Origin of the sequence: Microbulbifer epialgicus (assembly GCF_041447265.1) — a bacterium.
GTDB lineage: Bacteria > Pseudomonadota > Gammaproteobacteria > Pseudomonadales > Cellvibrionaceae > Microbulbifer > Microbulbifer epialgicus.
In genome coordinates, this window is sequence record NZ_JBGMEK010000054.1 from 1 (window position 1) to 20,952 (window position 20,952).

At 43.7% G+C, this 20,952-nt stretch carries 13 protein-coding genes; 8 read left to right on the forward strand and 5 right to left on the reverse strand.

All coding sequences use genetic code 11. From position 1 onward, the window contains the following. The coding region (locus ACCI49_RS17790; RefSeq protein WP_371840492.1) for an integrase core domain-containing protein at positions 1-243 on the forward strand (243 nt) is incomplete at its 5' end. A 106-nt stretch (positions 244-349) separates the two neighbouring features. Here the strand turns inward: ACCI49_RS17790 and ACCI49_RS17795 are convergent. Together ACCI49_RS17795 and ACCI49_RS17800 are read right to left on the reverse strand one after the other, a co-directional pair. Further along, positions 350-1,636 carry a tyrosine-type recombinase/integrase gene (locus ACCI49_RS17795; RefSeq protein ID WP_371840493.1) on the reverse strand — a complete coding sequence of 429 codons (1,287 nt, stop codon included), beginning with the start codon at positions 1,634-1,636 and terminating at the stop codon, positions 350-352. 285 nt (positions 1,637-1,921) lie between these two features. After that, positions 1,922-2,053: a hypothetical protein gene (locus ACCI49_RS17800; protein ID WP_371840494.1), complete on the reverse strand. Its 132-nt coding sequence runs from the start codon at positions 2,051-2,053 to the stop codon at positions 1,922-1,924. Positions 2,054-2,339: 286 nt separating this feature from the next. On the opposite strand from ACCI49_RS17800, the gene ACCI49_RS17805 reads away from it, so the two are divergent. Then, entirely contained in the window at positions 2,340-3,110 is a 771-nt protein-coding gene (locus ACCI49_RS17805; RefSeq protein WP_371840495.1) for a tyrosine-type recombinase/integrase, read from the forward strand. A gap of 25 nt (positions 3,111-3,135) precedes the next feature. Here ACCI49_RS17805 and ACCI49_RS17810 read toward each other — a convergent pair whose 3' ends face one another. Together ACCI49_RS17810 and ACCI49_RS17815 are read right to left on the reverse strand one after the other, a co-directional pair. Beyond that, positions 3,136-8,499 carry an NACHT domain-containing protein gene (locus ACCI49_RS17810; RefSeq protein ID WP_371840496.1) on the reverse strand — a complete coding sequence of 1,788 codons (5,364 nt, stop codon included), beginning with the start codon at positions 8,497-8,499 and terminating at the stop codon, positions 3,136-3,138. Positions 8,500-8,611: 112 nt separating this feature from the next. Continuing rightward, positions 8,612-9,265 (reverse strand): tyrosine-type recombinase/integrase, encoded by a 654-nt coding sequence (locus ACCI49_RS17815; protein WP_371840497.1) that lies wholly within the window; start codon positions 9,263-9,265, stop codon positions 8,612-8,614. A 275-nt stretch (positions 9,266-9,540) separates the two neighbouring features. Here ACCI49_RS17815 and ACCI49_RS17820 point away from each other — a divergent pair, with 275 nt between their 5' ends. From ACCI49_RS17820 to ACCI49_RS17845, 6 genes are all read left to right on the forward strand, one after another. Next, the gene (locus ACCI49_RS17820; RefSeq protein ID WP_371840498.1) at positions 9,541-10,239 is read left to right on the forward strand and encodes a Tn7 transposase TnsA N-terminal domain-containing protein; all 699 of its coding nucleotides are present in this window, start codon (positions 9,541-9,543) and stop codon (positions 10,237-10,239) included. Next, entirely contained in the window at positions 10,230-12,104 is a 1,875-nt protein-coding gene (locus ACCI49_RS17825; protein WP_371840499.1) for a hypothetical protein, read from the forward strand. The genes ACCI49_RS17820 and ACCI49_RS17825 overlap by 10 nt, the downstream gene beginning before the upstream one ends. A gap of 6 nt (positions 12,105-12,110) precedes the next feature. Further along, on the forward strand, positions 12,111-13,061 hold the full coding sequence (locus ACCI49_RS17830) for an ATP-binding protein (RefSeq protein WP_371840500.1): 951 nt from the start codon (positions 12,111-12,113) through the stop codon (positions 13,059-13,061). 669 nt (positions 13,062-13,730) lie between these two features. Continuing rightward, on the forward strand, positions 13,731-14,600 hold the full coding sequence (locus ACCI49_RS17835) for a hypothetical protein (RefSeq protein ID WP_371840501.1): 870 nt from the start codon (positions 13,731-13,733) through the stop codon (positions 14,598-14,600). A gap of 145 nt (positions 14,601-14,745) precedes the next feature. Beyond that, positions 14,746-16,032, forward strand: coding sequence for a site-specific integrase (locus tag ACCI49_RS17840; protein ID WP_371840502.1), 1,287 nt, complete (start codon positions 14,746-14,748; stop codon positions 16,030-16,032). A 660-nt stretch (positions 16,033-16,692) separates the two neighbouring features. Next, a complete protein-coding gene (locus ACCI49_RS17845) occupies positions 16,693-17,514 on the forward strand; it encodes a metallophosphoesterase (RefSeq protein WP_371840503.1) in 822 nt (273 codons plus the stop codon). Between the two features lie 183 nt (positions 17,515-17,697). Here the strand turns inward: ACCI49_RS17845 and ACCI49_RS17850 are convergent, their stop codons facing one another. Continuing rightward, positions 17,698-20,952 (reverse strand): AAA family ATPase, encoded by a 3,255-nt coding sequence (locus ACCI49_RS17850; RefSeq protein ID WP_371840504.1) that lies wholly within the window; start codon positions 20,950-20,952, stop codon positions 17,698-17,700.

The following is a 20,952-nucleotide window of genomic DNA, read 5'->3' on the forward strand; positions in this document are numbered from 1 at the left end:
AGGCATCCACAAACCAACGGCATCTGTGAGCGCTTCCATAAAACCATTCTACAAGAGTTCTACCAGCCTTCATTACGCCGGAAGATCTATGGATCAATAGAAGAGTTACAAAAGGATCTGGACGAATGGCTCACATATTACAATAATGACCGTACCCATCAGGGTAAAAAGTGTTGTGGCCGCACTCCGATGGCAACACTTGAAGATGGAAAAAGCATCTGGAAGGAAAAACTCGTAAACTGAATTTGACCTGACAAAGCACCTTCTGAAAAACCGGTAACTGTCAGATCAAGTCTGAACTACTACACTTTAGGTTATGGCAGGCTATTAATTGTAATACACTATCAGTTTAAACTCGCCTCGTTCTTCCAGAAGCAGCCCGTTCTTTATCATCTGCATGGACGTATTCTTTATCAGTAGTACTTAACTTTCCATGTCCCAGATCTGCCGACAGGTCCTTAAGAGCTCTACTTTCTACATCCATTGATGCACCTGTGTGACGAAGCCAATGTGTAGAAGTGGCTAAGAGGACTTTTGCATCATCTTCAAAGCCATCCTGAACCATCTTTTCACTGGCTAGGTCAAACGCTTCCTGAGTTAATATCGCGATTGTCCGTGCTCGTAGCCCTGGGTTATGTTTACGAATTGGGTGGAGTAGGGGGGATGACTCGCCAACTGCTGGTAGCCCGTCCAGCCCACGACTAATACGATATCTCCGTAAATAGTCTAAAAAATCAACCGGTACGCTAACCTTTCTCTTTTTGTTGCCTTTTCCAAATACAATAAACCACCAGTCATCTTCCTCCCGGTAAAAATCCCCCATTTTGGGGTTCCATTTCGGCCGGCATGACAATTCACTAACACGTAAATAAAGACTCTTCATACTGGCAATGATAAAAAGGTGACGCTCCCAGGTCGGATCTTCATCAGCTTTGGCCCGAGTACTTTCCAGAACATACTCCCACTGCAGTGCAGACAAACGTTTAACTGAATCGTTTGATACATCGATAATTAGATGGGGGGATGCCTTTTTGACGGCTGCAATTACATTTCCGAATGCATAGTCTTCTTCAACCAAATGGTTATACAGCACGCTCAGGTTTGAGAAGACTTCTCTCAAAGACTTCTGCGCAAGAGCATAGTCACCAGTATCTGGTTTGATATCTGAAACGGAAGCACTCCTAAGAGACTCTTTACGTTCAGCCTTACTGAGCTTCGCTACGAATGGTCTCCAATCCTTGTTAGTCTCTTTTAAACCATTATTGATCGAAAATCTTCGACATATCTGTGTTCCAATCCAACTTTTTGGTGGGTTGACGACAAAATCGATGTAAGCCTCAATATCTCGCTTTTTCATCATGGCAATTGACTTGCAGTGAATACACCAGGCCCATAACAAAAAACGCTCAGATTCGCTCCTAAACGCGTTGAAAGTTGCTTCTGAGCGTCGACATTTACTCCAAAGAAAGTCTTTTACGTGTCGGTAATCAGTAATGGCCTCTGGCACGGAACGAGTCATTGACTGTACGAAGTTTTTCACTGCAGGAGCATCTTCTGAGAATAATTCTCCTCGATCAAGAGCGTAAAAAGGACGGTAGGAATCAAAAAGTGGCATCGCATCAAAGCGCTGTGACATAAAGAACCTGGTTACTAAAAAAATGAAAAATCGAAATTATTAATTTAGATGGTGTGAGGAATTGTATCATACGTTATTTCCAATAGTAGACACTATTGGAAATTTTGGACGTTGGACGTTTTCATTTTGTGTTCCTGTGTGGACGTCCAACTAAAGTACTTAATTTTTGCCAACTAAAACACTTAATTTCCAACTAAAACACTTAATCGTGCGACCATCTACTCTAATTCCGACCGAGTAATCTCCATTTTGTGTTCCTGTGTTCTAAGTTTCCACGCTCCAGGGTTATAGCGTTCCAAGGTTACAGCGCTCTAAGGTGACAGGATTCCAGGATTCCAGGATTCCAGGATTCCAGGATTCCAGGATTCCAGGATTCCAGGATTCCAGGTGTTTTCGCATACAAACATTCGAGCGCATCAAAGCCTTTTCCTAAGACCAAATTACTCACGCAATTCTGAAAAACATTTGGGCAAGTGAGTCGAAAGAACCGTGCTAATAGGTGTATAAGTGAATCTACCTATGAAATGCACCGGCGACCTCACGTGGATGAAGCTGATCAAAAAAGTGCCTATAAGCTAAGTACACTTATGGCTTTCGTTCGAATAGCCACTTATAGATCTAGCTTTTTAGCTAGATACCCTGCCATAATCCGTTAAAAGATCATTATTACGGATTATTTATCACCCCTATTTCGAGGTCTTTAATGCCCAAATCTGGTCAAGCTCGCGTCCCTACACGAGAACAACAAAGTCACCTCTTCCAGGTGATCCAGGACCACCGTCACCCTGAAAAGAACACGGCCATCATGCAGGTTAGCTTTAAGCTGGGGCTTCGTGCTCAAGAAATTGCTCTCCTACAAGTGAAAGAAATTGCCAAGCTTAATCCTTCGGGCACCGAGTTCAAACTGCTGGAAGTGATGAGCCTACCTGCAGCTTATACTAAAGGTGCAGATGCCATGAAGCGCTCCAAGAGTCACTACCAACGCAAAACGATCAGTTTCGATATTGAGAATTTTGACAAAGTGGTTCGGCAAATTGAAGTTTTAGCCAAATCTGGCGCTGACGTTAATCCTGAAAACTTTTACCCGCCAGTTAAGCACCATAAAGGGAAGTCGCGAGATCTCCCCATGGTTGATCAGGATCTCCGCAATGCTCTTATTAGGTATTTGAACTTACGGCTCGGCAAAGGGGAAAGACTAAAGCCCTCCTCCCCTCTTTTTATCACCCAAAAAGGCGGCCCCTACTCTCCTAATACACTCCAAGAGCACATGGCTTTGATGCTGCGTGATTGGGCTGGAATAGAAAAAGCCAGCTCACACAGTGGCCGACGATCGCTAATCACCAATGTGATTCATAAACAGAAAAAATCAGTCAAAATAGCTCAAAAAATTGCTGGGCATGTGAACCCATCAACAACATTAATCTATGAAGAACCTCCAGAAGAAGTTCTAGAAGATGCTTTAAAGCGATTATAGCTGTGCACTACTCTGCTCATGTAAGTTAACTTAATCGAATTTCTCGAAAGGCCTCACTAAGCTGAAGTGCTGCACTCCTTCTATCTCCCATATCAACTAGCATATCAAGTATCTTTAAAAATTTCTGGGCCAACTCTTGATTCATTGGAGTGTCACGATGTGAAAAATGTTGAATCAACTCGGCAATTCTTGCTGCTATAAAGGTTCCGTTCCACCCCTTAAGTTTTTCTGGCCCATCACCAATAATACTGAGCACCTGGTCAGCAAATGGTTCTGCAGGGTAATTATCTTTCGCTCGCTCACATAACGTAAGAAAATGATACATTACTGAGGCAGCCCAACCCGCATTACGAATAAACTTATCTATTATTGGTATGATACGTTCAATTTCAGACCAGTCACCGTTTACATAACGAGCTGCCAAATCTGCTCTCTCTACAGAGACAAATAACATTGTCTCAACCAGTCTAGGTTGATCAAAGCCAGTCAGCTCTCCACTGCGATAAGAATCCCGACGAAATACTGATGATTTCAAAAGCCTTACAAGAATCAGATCGAGAAGGACAACTGCATCATTAGGTACGTCCCTGGCATCAAAAATATAGGCGCAGACATAAGTGTTGGAAAAAGAGGAAAGAATACTCCAGCAATTATCACCTTCTAAATTCAAAATGGGATCTAGGAATCGAGACTGAAAATCACTTAGAGAAAGTAGCCCAGCAACTATACCAAGTCTTGCCCCTAAGGCGTGCGTCCACAGTAAATGATCAGTTGCAGCGCGGTTGCGTCTACCTGATTTTATCCAATGTGGTGCATTTTTCTGATTAGTCCATTCTAAAACTCCAGCAAGAAAATCCAGTAAAGAGTCCTTTGCCTCGCTTTGTAGTATCTCCTCATAGGGTATCAGATCAAGTATCTTCGCAGCACTCTGTGATTTCCAGAATTCATCTGGCTCGACCCAATACTCACTTTCATCAATAACATCATAAGTATCCCATTCATCGTAATTTCTACGTACACATCGCTCGTCTTCAGGGTTAATTTTAACCCAAGCCTCAGGAGGCAATTGAAAGATAGGCCACCCACTGCCCGAGTTGTAAAATTCAATAGCTATATCAATTGCCGGCTGAGGATTATATTCTGTCTGAGCTTGCCCCCTTCGACCATGCATAGGTAACTTGCACATAGAGAAGGCCAATAGTAAAGAAGCCCACGTAAGCTTGGGGTTTTTTGACCATAGCTTACATGCCTCTTCAATAGCAGCTAATGAGACAATTTCTAATGGATGAGCAATCAAACTAATCAAATCGCCAGTCGCATTCTCTTCAGCAGTACCATCATACAAGTCAGTGCCTAAACCTTTAGACACAAAGATACCTGGATGCCATGGAATGACTGAATATGTAGACCACACTGAATCAGGACTTTCTGGTAACCGAAGAGCACGTGACAAGACATTGCGTGCCCATGATAAATCTTTCTCAGAACAATCTTCCTTAAAGTTAAGTACAAGAGCCGCAGTAGCTGCAACTGCTCCCCTCCACATACCTAAAGACTCTTCTGAACATTGATTATATGAATTAGAAAACAGATCTTCAGAGTCAGCACTTTGTGCTGTAATCAGAGCATCCTTTATTGAAAAAGAGTTACGAAGCTGTTTCTCTTCAAAGAACTTTGACGCCCATATCCAAAGATTAGATATTTTGAGGTATTCAGATGCCTCTGTAATCTTTGCAATATTTTCAGGGGTTTTTGATGAAGGTCCTTCATGAACAACCATTACCTTATCGGACTCACCTTCCACTCTGCAGATTTGATAGTTATTAACATCTACAAGCTCGACCAGCTCAGCTGAATCATTAGTTAAGGATCGGATGATCTCTTGATCCTTTTTATGTTCTTCATATTGGAAGGGCAATCTATCTTTGAAGGCTAAGATAGTCTCTTTGATATGTTCACTAATTGGCTCATTGGAAACAATACTTTTTTGAACTAACCAGCGTAGGTCCGTTTTTCGAATATCCCGTGAGTTTGATTTTTTGATGGCATCAACATGTGTTATATCACTTTTGTTACGAAACCCCATCAAATTGGCAGATGATTGGTGCTCTTGCATCCATCGATTCTTATCTGCCATTAGAACGCGCGGGGAACTAACCAGCTGAAGCGTTACTTCAGTTACGGTCTGAGAATGAACAGCTAACATTGATGAGACACCTAGCACCGCTATACTTTCATTTCCCTCGACAATCTTCTGTATGAGTTCATCTAATGGTCGATCATTCTCTATCTCTGATAGACACCATTCTTCAAGTGCCATAAACCCAGAACTGATTGCATCAGGTGCCCATATGCCTCGAGACCAAAGATACTCACGATCAGACCCCCAAAATTCTTGTACCCCCCAGGGAAAAGACAGCTTAAGAGGCAATGGTGTTCCACCTCGAACATAAGAATGATTATGTAGCTGTTTCCATGCACTCATCGCATGATTACACAGAGATTTTAATAGCTTTAAAGCATGTTCAGGAGAGTATTTGAAGAGCGATAGAAATGGCTCGCGCAAGGGTGATGGTGGATAGAAGCTTTTAAAGTCATCCCGAATACATAATCTTTCCCAATCATGATGGGAAAAACCACTAGAGAGGTGGATAGGAGAAGAGAAATCAAGAAATCGCTGTTCCTCCTCAGTCCGGTCAGCTGAAGGCTTGGCTAAAACGGATTCACGCCATTTAATTTCGTCGTGTTGTTCTTGCTCTTCTCTTGCAATCTGATCGTCCGGCAATTCCTGGCACAAGTATTTCAATGATAATTGAACCAATGATTCTGGTATTGATTGTGCCAGAACATGCGAAAAACGAATTATTTGATCAAATTCATCATCCTGGGTATGCCTTGCTTTTATATAGCGTTGTATATACTCCTCTGAGTAGCAAGATTTTATCTTCGATGATTTTAGTAGCAATCTGATAAGGGATTTCCGGAATTCACCTAAATTTGTTAATTCACTCCATGAAGATGGCTTTTTGCTAGGCATTTTTTCATATTCAATCTCATCTAGATCTCTCAGCCAATTCGCACATTGTTGCAGTAAGGCTCTAGATACTAGGTTATCATAATCCGAAAAGACGTTCTGCCAAACTTCAAAAATTGAGATAACCTCTGGATAAAGTCGCTGAGGTATCTTTGAAATACGCTTAAGTATAAAAACGATTAAACGGCGCCACGCTGAAAAATCTGAAGGCCCTCCGAGTAGGTCAGCGAATCTTTGACGCTCCTGTAAGGGCAGTGAGTCATTAAGAATATTTTTATTAGGAGATGTTTTCTCAGCTTGAAACCAGACTAGCGCCTTTCTTAGTAAGTTTGACTCGTCGGCAAGTACTGCTGTCTCAAATTGATCTTCATCTGTTTCAAATCCTGAATTCCCAAGTGGACCCACAAGCCAAGCTCGCTGCCATTGTGATCTAATTTCTGAGTCAATTGTGAGAGCCAAATATGAAGTCCAATTTTCTCCCCTCACATACTCCCACTGAGAAACCAATTCTACAATCCGAGCAACAGCAGGAGGCTCACCACAAGCTTTAATTTCCTCAACCCACTGCTCACCTTTATCACTAAGAACATAAAAAAAAGCCCATTCAAAAAAAATATCATGCGAAAAATGCATCGATATTCCTTGACGAGCATCCTGGAGCACTCCATCAGATTTAAGCCTATCAATATGTTGTACTGATGTTAGTTGGCTTAGTTTAATAGGTTTGCTCAATTGACGGGCACGAAGACCAGCTAAAACCAAAAGTAGTTGCTGACGCTCTAGAGCATTTTGACCTTGCTCATTGTACCCCCCACGCTCCCACCAGTGCTCTATCAAATCAACCTCCGACTGAGGAGTGAAAGATTGATTGTGGGGATCAGCCTGATAGCTTTGATTCAATATCTTTGCAAAGAAAGGCCTTCTCACAACACTTTGTACTTCAGCTGTCCCAAATAAGAGTGATCGCAAGTGTGGCTTTTCTTGCGCTAGCGATTCGGCCTCGTCATCAGTTAATTGATTGACATTAACAGTCTCGACGATTAGATCATCCAAGTATTCGCCAAGCCAGTTCCTCAGCACCTCAATACCGCTATCTCTTAGCGAGGTAATGATGTGCCACTGGTCAAGCAAAGCGGACTGTCTAATAGTACGGATAAGATCAAGGACAATACCCTGACGCTCTTTATCAACGCGATCAATAGCATCAATGAAAAGAACGGGGGTTCCTGAGGCTCCAATTTCAATTAGCAATGCCTCTAAGGATGTATTGGATAGACCATGGTGGCTTGCAAAACTGAGCCAACTGCTTCCTTCCAGTTGTTCTGCCTTTAAGAAAAGTATCGATCCTTTATCCATAGCTCGTTCAACCGAGCGTCTAATCAAGACTGATTTTCCGCTTCCTGGTAAGCCTGTAACTTGGATAATTCGTGCCCTTTGACATCTTTCATCAAGTTCGCTGATCAGTTTGTCGCGACTAAGCTTTGTGCCACCGACATCATCAGGGATAAAATTTACATAACTCTTTGCTAGCTCTGTTAGTTTGCCTAGATCTTGACGCATTGAATTTGCCCCCCTAAGCCTGGCTGCTGTAGAGAGCTGTCTTACTAGTCTCGCACGATCAAACTGACCAGCTTTACCGGCAGAATCGCGAGCCAGCTTTACCAGTTCGGACCAAACTAAGGGGACTTTGTAAGATTCTTCCGCTGCAAGAGCACCTTTTATTGAATTAATGGCTTCAGGTGAGTCCGTTGCTCCCTCGTGAAGAAAGTCGAATTTGATCAATACGAAGTGGGCAAGAAACTTGTGGATCTCGTCGGGGGTACAAGCGCTCCCTTTAACTTCTTCAAGCAACTCAACAAGGCATGCTTTGACTAACTTAAGTTCTTTACTTGCATTTCCTTCCTCTAGAAAACGTGCCTCGAAATGAGTTGTTGCTTGGCTTTCTCTAGCTAACTCGCAAAGTCTATTTAGTTCTCGTTGTTTTGCCGCACTAATTGTTCCGACAGCTGCTCCGTATCTATCTAAGCCTAATTGGAAGTCAGATTTTGTGAGTGTAGCCCAGCTGTCGCGAATAATATCTTTAAAATCAGTGTTAGTTTTCGCGCTACTAATCGTGAGAGAGCGCTTCACCTGGAGGCTCAGGCGGGCTTTGTTATCATCAACATCTCCAAAATCAACAATGACATCATCAAGTGGCTCACCGAAATCACGTTGTTGAACGGAAACCCCCACGACTATCCTGCCTGAAATACCGCGGGCGTATGCTTCAGCTAACAAAGCAGAAAGGTAGAATGCAGCTACATAACCTTCAAAGGTAAAACCTTCTCCTCCCGCTAGTTCAGGTGATTGAGTCATAGACTAAAATATCCTTTTTCTCGGAAAGAGTCTTTTACTAATAAATCAAAATTTCTTGCTAAAAAGCCCTTTGTTTTTAGGCTTTGATGTAAAGAAAGGCGAAAACAAGCATTCAATGAAAATCTACCCCATCTAAAAAATGTGCTCCATCCACGGTGAGCACGTTGGTATAGATCTCCGCACTGTCCACCGACTTATGCCCCAATAACTGGCTCACGTACTTCAGAGGCCGCCCGTGCAGTAATAGGTGAATCGCAAACGAATGCCGAAACGTGTGAGCTGAAATGGCAAAGGGTGCACCCCCTACTCTGTCCACCAACGCATGAATATGCCGGTTCACTGTCTGCCGACACATCGGAAAAATCCGCTGTTTTTTTTGGAAGCGATGGGCGTGTAAATAACTCAGAATGCGGTCCCGGGGAGTGCAGTCCACGATGGGTACGTACCGTTTGGGGGAGCGTTGCAGGCTGGCCTTACTGGGTCGACCTGGCTGCTGCTTGAGTGTTTTGAGGATCACCCCAAAATCGTAGCCATCGCCCACAAAACTACAGGGTGTAAGGGCAAGGATCTCGGAGATTCGTGCACCAGTAGTCCATATTAGATCGAAAATCAGTCGGTAAGTCGGGTGCTTTTCCGCATCGAGTAGTTGCAAGATCTCAGGCTTGAGAAGGTAGACCGGCATAGTGTCAATCGTCTCAAGCACAGCGGAGCGCTTGGCGATAAGGCGGTCCCAATCGATTTGGACGGACTGGATCGGAAAAGCCACACTCGAAGCTTCAGATGGATGAAAGAGGCGTCGTGAGCGTGGTTTCGGAAATCCGTTGTCTGGAGGGAGGTTTTGTACCATTTCATCCTGAATCCTGGTGCAAACTAGGTCACATTATATGTGAACTGATCCAGCTAACTCAACACACCAGACACTTCAAATACAGTGTAAATAGGCATGCACCAGAATACCCTTAAATGGTGCACTTATAATCAAATTATTAACGCCTATCATGATATATACGTGAATTTGCTACCCCTCTCGAGAGAGTGATGATGTCCAGCCCGCTCTTTGACCCACGCTTCGAGCAAGCACGTTTTGTCCTGCAGCCGGACTCGTTGGTCCCACGGCAACGTCATACTCCAGTAAAACTGCAGCGAGCATTTGACTTTCGAATGTTTTGGGCACTTAAGCACCCAGCAGCAAAGTCAGAATTTCACTCATTCGCCGAGTACCTTCACGCAGGTCTCTTGGAAGGCGATCCCAAGGTTACAAGCTTCGTCCCCCAGCCCTATCGATTGAGGGTGCATGGGCGGTACTACACTCCCGATTGCTATGTACTGACCAATGGTCACCGTCAGGTCTTAGAAATCAAACCAAAAGGCATCTTTGATGACTCCCTACGAGTGCCACTAGAGCACTATTTCTTGCTGCACAACATCGAATTTAAGGTGATTAGCAATGAGTCGATTCTCGCGCGGCAGAGGGAGGCAGAAAATTGGATTGAGATTGTGCACACACTATTTGCCGCTCGCGATATCAACACTCACGCCAATGAATTAGGTTTACTGCGGCTGCTTCAGGATCACAGAGAGGATGGGCTTGAAGTGAGGGAAATCGTTGATCCAGGTGATCGAGAGCGTACTTACTCTGATGAAATTGCTCTACTCCGCTTGATGCATCGAGGATTGGTCTGCACAGATTTAACTACTGCTGTTTTTGACTATGACTGCGTGATTCGTCCATGTACCTGACCTGGCGACAACGACTAGAACAGCGGCCCACCTTATGGGACTTTGGGCAGTGGCCCATTATTGAACTCACGGTTGTTGCGACTAACAAACGTTCAACTTATCTTCGAAACCGAGACATTGTAATCCAAGCGCTCAATCATATTCCGTTTAATGAGATCGCAGAATCCTATCTTTTGTCTGCCTCATTTGTGACACAACTGATGAACCGCTGTCTGGCTGGTGAGGGTGATGAAGATCCACCGCTCACACAGGCCCTGATACCTTATCAAAGAGTAAATCGTGGAACGCGCAGAGAGCCAATACCAACCTTCGACCGACCTTCAGGCTCTCAACACGTCTTTACTAAACTTCTCCGCGAAGTACCCAACTTAAAGGAGGAGCTAGATAAAGCACTGCTAGCCCAGTTACGTGATACCAACTATAAACAAAATTTAACGCCATCGACCTTTCATAGTACTTTCAAGCAGCTTCTTGTGGAAGCTGGGCACCCAACAGATCAGTACCCATACACTACTCGTCATATGGCAGCCGAGAGTGTAAGGCGCTACTTCCACCAACGGTCTAAGGAGTTGCAATCGCAACGTCAATCGGTTGTACCATCCGCAACGACGTCACCATCGACTATATACAGAGCGCTGCGAACAACCCAAATAGATGAACACAGTATCGATTTACATAATGGAATATACCTAGAGCTCAATGATGAGCTCATTCCGCTTCGCTTATCTCGTGTCCAAGTCATAGTTGCTACAAATGTAGATACGGACTGTATCTTGGGGTTCCATATAGCCCTAAGTGGTGCTCCAAACCAGCAGGATATGCTGCAACTGCTAGATAATTGCGTAAGACCATGGGAGCCATTGGTACTTACAACTCCTGGCTTATCATACGATGCCGGAGCCTACTTTCCGTCAGGGTTGCCAGATGATTTCCCTGTCACGTTTGGAACCGTGCAGTTGGACAATGCCTTAGCCCATTTGGCTATCTCGGTACAGGAAGCGATATGTGATCAGCAGGCAGCGACCGTAAGTATGGGGAGAGGAGGTTCGCCGACAACTCGCCGGTGGATCGAGGACGTTTTTAACTTAATTTGTCGAAAGGTATCACACCGCTTTTCCTCTACTACGGGGTCTCACCCTAAAGATCCTATTAGACAATCGAAAAAAAATAGTAAGCGATTGCCTCCTATTTCATTACATACGCTGGAGGAGGCGCTTAGTATTGTCCTAACTGCACATAATGTTTCCCCTAAGGGGCATCTAGGAGGTACTTCTCCGCTAGAACTCTATCAATCGCATTATCGACACCACTATATTCGCTTTGTGCCAGCTGCTCTGCGAAACAGATGGAAGCCTTTTGTCGGTCGTAAAACTGTATCGCTTAAATGGTTACAGGGTGAAAATCGAAAGCCGCATATTGTATTCGAGGGACAGCGTTATCAGGGTGAGGGATTAATCGATGCGGTTTGCCACAATTCACGAATCATAGTGGAGTTTGATCGTCGTGATATCCGATGGTTACGGGCATGGTCCCTCAATGGGAAAGATTTCGGTGTGATCGCTGCTCCTAAGTCATGGCTGCGTTTTCGCCACAGTATTGCTACGCGGCAGAGGATCAATAGCCTTATCAGAGGGCATGCCTACCATGGTAACGACCCATTGACAGCTCACTTTCGTTATTTACTTGACCATAAAGGCCAAGAAAAAGGAGCACTAGAAATTATTCGTGTCTACGATGAGTTTACGAGAGAGCAAGATGGTCCTTTAACGCTATCAGGAGATCCAAAGCTTAGTAAGGCCATAAATTCTGCATCTGAAAAAAATGACTATAGTTGGTCCCCTCTAAAGGCCAACCGCCGGGGGTAATAGAATATGCATGATAAATTCGATTATTATGAACATCCAATCTTTAATCCTTATGAGTTTTTAATAAATACGCCACCTATGAGACGTTTAAAAAATGTTCTTGATGGCTGGCTATGGACAGGCGTTACCGGCGGCATCATTCGAGGGGAGGCACGCTGCGGTAAAACAACTGCGGCAACCCAATTAGCAAACAGGTTAAAAACTCGTGGTGGGAAAATTATCCCAACTCATTATTTTTCTGTACCAGCTAGAGACCGAAGAACAATACATGCTCTTTATCGGGCCTTAACAGTCAGTGCAAATTTGCCTCTGAAGACAAATTCACAAATTGAGCCTATGTTTAGCAATCTTGTCCACTTTTTTTTGGAGCATTGTATAGAAAATGAAACAAAACAATTTGTTCTCCTTGTTGATGAAGCTCAGCGACTATCCCTTAATCAATATAACGTCTTTGCTGAATTTCATGATTTTATACGTGAAAAACTAAAAATATTATTTACTGTAATATTTATTGTAAATAGCGATGAGGCGGAAATCGTTTTTAGTAACGTGTCTGAAAGTAGATATAGGCATATATATGGTCGTTTTTTTAAGAAAATTACTGACTTCTATGGTGTTCAAAGTGAATCTGATGTGAAGAACTGCCTAAAGCAATACGATACATTACGATTTCCGCGTGGAACTGGACCCACATACACTGAGTTTTTTCTACCTGAAATTGTTAGGAAGGGTTGGCGTTACTCCAGTTTAAGTTCAGTTATTTGGTCGGTGTTTCATGAGTTTCAAAAGGATTATCATCTTACTTCCTGGGGGATGGAGTCATTTGTCTGCACAGTAAATGTTTTATTGTACGATTTCTTTCCAAAGTTCGGTCCCGATCAATGCAATCAAGATATGGTTAGAGCTGCGATTGATGTGTCAGGGTTGACGCCTTCGATGGTTAAATCATGCAGTTAAATAATGGATTTTTTAATCGAGGGTCACTTTTCACACGGCCTTATCAAAGTGATCTAGCTACGGTGCGTCATTTCCTTATTGCGAATGCAGGTATATCCTACTCGTATATCGAAAAGCGCTTGCGAAATGAGGTTAAAGGGAGCAATACAGTAGAGCGAATCAAAAATATATCTGGTTTGACTCAGAGGCCAGAAGAGCAAATATTAGATCATTTACCATCGGGAACGAATAGACAATGTCCCAAATGCGCTTCTCAGCTCTACCATTGTAAGCTGTATAATTTGCCATGGCTGCCACGGTGCCCAATTCATAATCAGCCATTTACGACTCACTGCCCCACGTGTAACCAACGTTGGCCAAGCCACGCAGAAATGTTAAAAAGGACATGCCGAACCTGCTCTGTCTTTATATTGGAACCTCTAAGCTTTTCTGTAGACTTGATCCCGAAAGAAAGATTTCATCCCCTGTCTAGGCTGATTAGGTTCATCGGCTATAAGGATGATTAGGTTCATCGGCTATAAGGATGATTGTAGTTATTTTTTATGTGGAAAAAAATTTCTTGATCGTTGCTGGTGGCCAAAAATTACAATAAACGACGATCTTTTTCCTGCCTGCCAACTGGCTCGCACTAAAAAGTATGTAACTGAAAGTTATCTAAGGTTAAGGGGTGTGAAAATTTCCTCTATCCATAAGATGGAAACTAATCTAAAAAAAATATCATGTCCAAATTATACGATTGTGCAGGATGATTCAGACATTTTGTGTGATATAGATGAAGAAGTAATGCGCTGCCAATATGATGTACTGAATCTCATATTAAAGATATTGCACTTTAACTCCTCTCAAAAACATGTGGCTTCTATACACTCTTACCGATATATTCATATGTCTAGATTTATGAGAGCACCACCACCCTGCCCTATATGTATGGCGATAAGTCTCTGGTTCTTTAATCTTGCAAGCTGGGAATATGGTCCGCATCATTATATTCAAGAGTCAAATTATCCATTCCTTGGATGTCTTGGTTATAAGGAATTTTATAAGCCAAATAGGTTTGTCTACATATCTAACCATTTTAAATATTATAAAGTGAGTAATGCATTCACAATGTGGTCCTATAAGCGTAGCTTGGAACTCTCCTTTATAGATATTTATCTTTTTGTGTTGTACTTATTGGGGCGACATAAAAAGAAAGACTATGACCGACACCTATGCTATCGATATGATATCTATCATCGAAAGATCATTGAGGGCAGTTACTTTCTTGATGTTGATAAAAATAAAGCAAGCGTTTATTATGAAAACGAATCTCCTCTTCAAATTTTAAAAAGCTACCTTCCCGAAATTTCACTTAAAGAATGTGATAAATATAAATGCTACCTACAGTTTTGTATGGATGATGGTGCTAAATTTTCTTTTGATTTACAAGATGGCCGGCTAAGCTTTAGAAAATTCCTTAACTTACATGAACAATTTAAACAGTTTGTGCAGTTGCCGCCCCCAGAGTATTCTCCCGGATCATCTCCATTTATTCGATAAGTATTTTTTGTATTTAAGATTAAATGAAACTAGGCGCTTTGGCTGGTAATAAATGTACTAGCTAGCTGAAAGATAAGATAGTAACTAGAAGAAAAATTAAGTGTTCAACTTGGGCGCCCATTCGGCTCATGATAGGAGATTCTTTATGTCACAGTGCTTTGATGCAATTCCATTATTTGATTCCTATCACTCCTTTTATGCTCTTGATCGGGGGAAATTATTTTCAGAAGATACTCCCGTAGTGAAAAAATTCGTACAGTCAATGACAATTACTGTGCCGGAGGCAATTACTGATTATAAGCTAGTAAAGGACTTTCTCTGGAGTAAATGTCGGCAATCGGAAGCAACTTACAACGCTTTCAGGGGCGAATCCGAGCGTTTTTTGTTATGGGCCTGGTGTATACACGGTAAATCAATCGCCATAATGAAAAAGCGAGATATAGAGGCCTACATCGATTTTGTAGTTAATCCTCCAAAAAGTTGGATTGGTACACAGGTATGCCGAAGATTCTCAGTTAATGATGGTCTAAAAGAGGCTAACAGGGCATGGAGACCATTCGTAGTGAAGCTCAGTAAGGCTAAGCGTAAGGAATCTCTTAGGAGTACTACCCCTTCAAATATCAAGCCCGATACTGGTGACTATGCTCTAGCTCAAAAATCCCTAATAGAGGTATTCTCGAACCTGAGCGTACTATATAGCCACTTGGTGGAAGGGGATTATGCTATCGGAAATGTAATTGCAGCCGTAAAGAAGGCTTGCCCCAACCTAACTATCGATGAATCACGCGGTTCAGTTAACCGTTTATCGGCACGGCAATGGGAGTATGTTTTGGAAAGCACTAAAGCCAAAGCCGATGAAGATCCAAATTGGGAGAGGCACCTTTTCATCATTGCTAGCATGAAAAGTCTTTATTTGCGTGTTAGTGAATTGTCATGCCGACCAAAATGGACCCCCAAAATGGGAGATTTTTATCAGGAAGAAGATGACTGGTGGTTTATCGTGTTTGGCAAGTGCAATAAAAAAAGGAAAGTAAGCGTACCTATCGATTTTCTTGACTACTTGCGACGATATCGGTTAAGTCGCGGCTTAGATGATTTGCCGGCAGTAGGAGAGCTATCTCCCCTACTCCATCCAATTCGACAACATAATCCAGGATTACGGGCACGAACAATTGCGATACTTGCTCAAGAGGCATTTGATTTAGCAAGTGAAAAGATGACGCGAGATGGTTTTGAAGATGATGCGAAAGTTCTCCTGGCCACGTCGACTCATTGGCTTCGTCATACTGGTGCCTCGATGGATGCAGAAAATAGAGATCTTAAAGACCTATCGACAGACCTAGGACATGGGAAACTGTGTACTACCGATAAAGAATATTTTCATACCGACGATAAAGAGCGTGCAGTTTCTGGCAGAACGAGGCGAGTTTGAAAATATATTGTGCATCAATAGATTGCAATTAATAGGAAAATGGTATTTTGAATATTGATGTACTGGATGTGATAGAAGAAATAGAGGGGTGCCCTTGATCCATTGTATTTTGTTAACTGTCAGGTAAATCCTAGTTTCTGGGGACGAAATGGAAGCTGAGCTTCATCTTTCCTTTACTTTCAATAGTGTTGACTATACTCTTCCTGCCATTCTCTGATATTTTTAACAGACTAACGAAAGCCTTCTTAACCTGCCGCTCAATCTCTATCGAGATGGGCGCATCTATAATCCAATTTTCTCCGTATCACTATTGGATTCTTATCTCTCAAAGGAGCAGAGTCAGAATACCTATGGCCTAATAGCTTCTCTCTCAAACTTGATAGCTCTACCTACGCGAAAACGCTTAGCTCAGGCAGAATTTGTGTCAGCTCTTTGCATCTCTCTACTCCTGTATAGCTGGAATCACCCCAAATTTTTTATCGCCATGTTGAGGATTTTTTTCTCAGCAATATTATGAGGATTGGTCCCTATTACAAGGTAGACCCTACATCAGAAGGCGTCTTCGGGACCATATTATGTTTATATGGTGTCGCTATGCTCTAAAGCCGACGCATGTTAGGTATCTTGTTTATATAATAGTTAAATGGACAATCAGCCTTAATGAGTATTTTTCTAAAAATCGAAAAAAACGCTACCGGCCGAGATTATATTGTCGGAGATATTCATGGTCATCTGGACCAATTGGATCACCAGCTCGAGGAAGTAACTTTCGACCCATCTTGTGACCGACTATTCTGCCTTGGAGACCTAGTAGATCGCGGCCGGTATAGCGAGTCACTATTGGCACGCATTGATCAGAAAACCTATTTCAGCACCCTCGGTAACCATGAGGCAATGATGATTGCCGGGTTTGAGGGCCCTGAAGGGACTCTAAGACATAAGGCTAACGGTGGAGAATGGTTCTATGAATTACCACTGACGGCCCGTCAGAATCTAGTGCGCCAAGTTAGGAGCTGGCCTTGGGCCATTGAGTTAGATACTGGCAAACAGAAACTTGGACTAATTCACGCGAACGTAATTGACAGCAACTGGCCACATACGCTCCACACTTTGTCATCAATCAGTGAAGCGTGGCTATCAGGTGTATCATTCGATGATAATTGCTTAATCAAGAATACTGTCGAAAAGCTCTTATGGGACCGCTCACTAGCCCAGAAACTATACGGTGATGTTCTTGCGATGGGCCGTAAGAAACGCACACTAACGGAATATAAAAGTTTGTTCTTGGAGCGTTTGCATGCGATTGGAACTGCCTGTTCAGAATCCCTTAAGCCTTTCAATATAGTAGGAATTGACGCTCTTTATCTAGGCCATAACTTTGTCCCTAAATCAGTAGTGCTGGGTAAGTGCCACTTCTTGGATAGCTATCGTGGCGGGATAGGTGAACGACTATCTTTAGTTTGTGTAAATGAACCCGATTAAACATGGATCAATAAGCGAGATGAAAGGGCATTACTCGGTTCTAGAGGAGTACTGTACACCTATTGATCCTATGTCAGTGTCAGTGTCAGTGTCAGTGTCAGTGTCAGTGTCAGTGTCAGTGTCAGTGTCAGGGTGCTTCCCCGCACTAAGAGGAGTCTAGAAGGAAGCAGATCAAGCTAGCTTTTAAGGCGCTTCCAACCTGCAGCATCCGGGTCCCGATATCTGACTTCTCCCACTTGTTTGGGGCATTACCTGAATTTGAGTGCTGATTCGCTCTTTCAAGGCAGACACATGCGAAATCACACCAATAAGTTTGCCATCCTGCTGCAAGCTAGAGAGAGTCTCCAAAGCCGTATCGAGTGCCTCCTCATCGAGCGTACCGAATCCTTCGTCCAAGAATAGCGAATCCACTCGAACATTCTTACTTGCCATATGAGACAAACCCAGAGCTAAAGACAGACTCACAATAAAACTCTCACCACCTGAAAGATTCTTAGTGGAGCGAATCTCTCCAGCCTGGTAACTATCGACCACATTAAGCTCCAGTGGCCGAGTATGATCGCGAACCAACAAATATCGATCAGTCATTTTTTGCAATTCTCGGTTGGCATGACCAATCATCATCTCGAAGGTCAGCCCCTGAGCAAAATTACGGTATTTCTTTCCGTCTGCAGATCCGATCAACTCTTGCAGGTTTTCCCACCTGCTGCACTCGCTTTTCTGAACCTCTATGGCCGCCTGTTTTTCATTTATCCGGACTTTTGCAGCTGCATTCTCACTACGCTTGTGTTTGTTGCCGGCAATAATCTCCCGTAGCTTGCTTAGAGATGCCTCGACCTCTCTAAGCTGTGGCTCGAGCTCTTCTTTAGACTTTTCCGTAACTTGTCTGCTCATTTCTGTAGAAAGGCGCTTTTCTCGATCGTTTTGCCGAGCTTTCAAATCGGTTCGTCGTTCATCTAGGTTCTTGGCCTTGTCTGCCAGCTCATTCCTACGTCCGGAGGGCAGCATGGCCACCTGAAACTCTTCTTCATTCGTAAAGCCAACTGACGTGAGTGCTTCTGAGAACTCAGTCTCCATCTTGCTCAGATTCGGCTCTCTCTCCTCAATTCGCTTCCTCAATGAATCAGTATGAGACTTCACCATATCCCATTCTTGCTGGAACTTGTTGTGACGTTCTCTAGCCTGTTTTTCTGCATTTTCAGCAACAGAAATCGCCGTATTTAAACTGCGCTCCTCATCGCTGGGATTTTTTTCACCGTACAGGGAATTACGCTCATCACTTCCAACAAGGAGTTCGTTTCGCAAGCTCTCTAAGCGATCCAGGTTTTCCTTCTGAACTGTACACTGCATTTCGATAACGGCATCCAGTCTTGCTACCTCTCCGTCAATATCGGTGACCTGTTTTTCAAGGTCTACTTTTTTCTTGACCTGGAGTTGCCATGCATTCAGCCTCCTCCGAAGAGATTTAACCATTGATGAAATGTCCACTTCAAAATCATCCACAATCCCAAGAGGACGAAGTTTGATAAAGACAGCCTGTCTGAATTCAGTAGAATCTGCATGCAGTTTTACAACGGCATCTTTGATCTCTACCAGGGTTTTCTCAGCGGCCTTCTTATCATTAGCCGTTGATGATTCCAGTTTTTCCGCATCAATAAAATTTTTGTGGGCCAATCTTTCAAGATCTTCAAGCTTTCGAATCGCGACCTCTTGATCCTCAGCTTTGCGGATCAACTCAGTCAGTGCATCAATTCTCTCTTCGGTTTCGTCAGGGGCAGGGATATTCCCTTCTGCGAAGGGGTGCTCGGTTGCACCGCAAAGTGGACATGGTTTTCCATCTTCAAGCCTGGCTCGGTGTTCTTCAAGCTCCGCTATTTTTGCTAGAAATGCCATTTCACGCAGCAGGGTTTCCTTCTCGGTGCGGTATTCCCGCAATAAACGCTTTCCTAGCAACTGGCTCAATACGTCTTTGCCCTGCTTAATCTGTTTTGAGGCATCTACCAGTTCCTGCTTTCGAAAGGCTGATTCTTTCTGACAGGTATCTAGTGAATTAGCCGCCAGCTCTAAAGCTTTCGAGGCAGCTTCTTGATCAGCCCCTTTTTGAGCAATTTCTTTTTGCCTAGTGAGTAGGATTCCGAACTGTTCTTCAATACCTGCCAGGCCCTGAATCAACCATTCATCCTGTGCATGCTCCTGGAGATAGCCGTCTACGAGATTTAGCGCCTCATGAGTTTTGGTGCGCTTACTCTCTTCTTCGAGCCGCAATTTTTTTTCTGCTTGAATCTTTGACCCAATTTTCTTGCAACTCTCATCGCTTTCCGAAACAGCCCTCTTCAGCTCAGCAAGCTTCTGATCTAGGGAGCGAACTTGCTGAAATACCGGTACGGCCACTTTCAGGTTCTCTTTAGCCAAGCCGGCTTGTTGTTCAGCTGTTCTCAGTGCCTCGGCATGATCCTTGGTAGACGCCTCCAGCCCAGGAAGAGCTTCTTCCTTAGACTTCAATGATGCCCTATCATATGCCTGTTGCTTACGGATCGCGGTGAGAGTTGCGTATGTACCGTCGAGGGAGGCAGCACTTACAGCCAGGTTTAACTTCTCACGACTCGGTTTGAACGTCTCAATTTCATCCTGCAGCTTGCCTCCCTCTTCAGAGAGGTTGTGAATTTCTGTCTTCAACTTTTTGACACTATCAAGCCAATCAATTGCCTTCTTTGTGCTGGTAAATTTGGTGGCGAGGTCAGTTTCTTCCTTTTGATTTATCTTGAGTGTCTGTTCAAGCTCTTCTTCCTGCTCAGGCTCAAGAACTACGATGCCTGCTGTTTCGGCCTGGAGCAGGTTCAGTTTTTCCCTCTCTTCGCGCTGACGTTCATGGACTCGGATAGATATAAGACTATAGATCTCTGTGCCCGTAATCTGCTCTAGAATCGGGGCCCGATCATCTGGTGCTGCCTGAAGAAACGCGGCAAAGCCACCTTGGGCAAGCAACATGGAACGGGTAAAACGATCAAAGTCCATGCCAGTAGCTGACTCAATCTGGCCGGCCACCCCTCTGATCTTGGATTCGAAAATCTCGCCAGAATCGGCATTGGCAATTTCGTGTTTTGGGGATTGGAGTTCACCATCCAGTTTCTTGCGCGCTCGGCGCTGGCTCCAATGACAACGGTAACGCCCAGACTGAGTTTCAAAGGTCACCTCAGCAAAACATTCGCCAGTCTGGCGAGACATGATTTCGTTTCCGCTCTTGGTGACCTTGCTCAGGCGCGGTGTCCGCCCATAAAGGGCGAGACAAATAGCATCCAGGATGGTGGTTTTCCCTGCGCCAGTAGGGCCGGTGATAGCGAAGATACCATCAGACACAAAAGCCGTGTGCGTTAGGTCGACCTGCCATTCGCCGACCAGTGAATTCAGATTTTTAAAGCGAACTTGCAGTATTCTCAT

What these genes read in the sequence shown, in the direction of transcription:
- ACCI49_RS17795 (WP_371840493.1), bottom strand. Translation starts at nt 1,636, where the DNA reads ATGTCACAGCGCTTTGATGCGATGCCACTTTTTGATTCCTACCGTCCT.
- ACCI49_RS17800 (WP_371840494.1), bottom strand. Translation starts at nt 2,053, where the DNA reads ATGCGCTCGAATGTTTGTATGCGAAAACACCTGGAATCCTGGAATCCT.
- ACCI49_RS17805 (WP_371840495.1), top strand. Translation starts at nt 2,340, where the DNA reads ATGCCCAAATCTGGTCAAGCTCGCGTCCCTACACGAGAACAACAAAGT.
- ACCI49_RS17810 (WP_371840496.1), bottom strand. Translation starts at nt 8,499, where the DNA reads ATGACTCAATCACCTGAACTAGCGGGAGGAGAAGGTTTTACCTTTGAA.
- ACCI49_RS17820 (WP_371840498.1), top strand. Translation starts at nt 9,541, where the DNA reads ATGTCCAGCCCGCTCTTTGACCCACGCTTCGAGCAAGCACGTTTTGTC.
- ACCI49_RS17825 (WP_371840499.1), top strand. Translation starts at nt 10,230, where the DNA reads ATGTACCTGACCTGGCGACAACGACTAGAACAGCGGCCCACCTTATGG.
- ACCI49_RS17830 (WP_371840500.1), top strand. Translation starts at nt 12,111, where the DNA reads ATGCATGATAAATTCGATTATTATGAACATCCAATCTTTAATCCTTAT.
- ACCI49_RS17840 (WP_371840502.1), top strand. Translation starts at nt 14,746, where the DNA reads ATGTCACAGTGCTTTGATGCAATTCCATTATTTGATTCCTATCACTCC.
- ACCI49_RS17845 (WP_371840503.1), top strand. Translation starts at nt 16,693, where the DNA reads ATGAGTATTTTTCTAAAAATCGAAAAAAACGCTACCGGCCGAGATTAT.
- ACCI49_RS17850 (WP_371840504.1), bottom strand. Translation starts at nt 20,952, where the DNA reads ATGAGAATACTGCAAGTTCGCTTTAAAAATCTGAATTCACTGGTCGGC.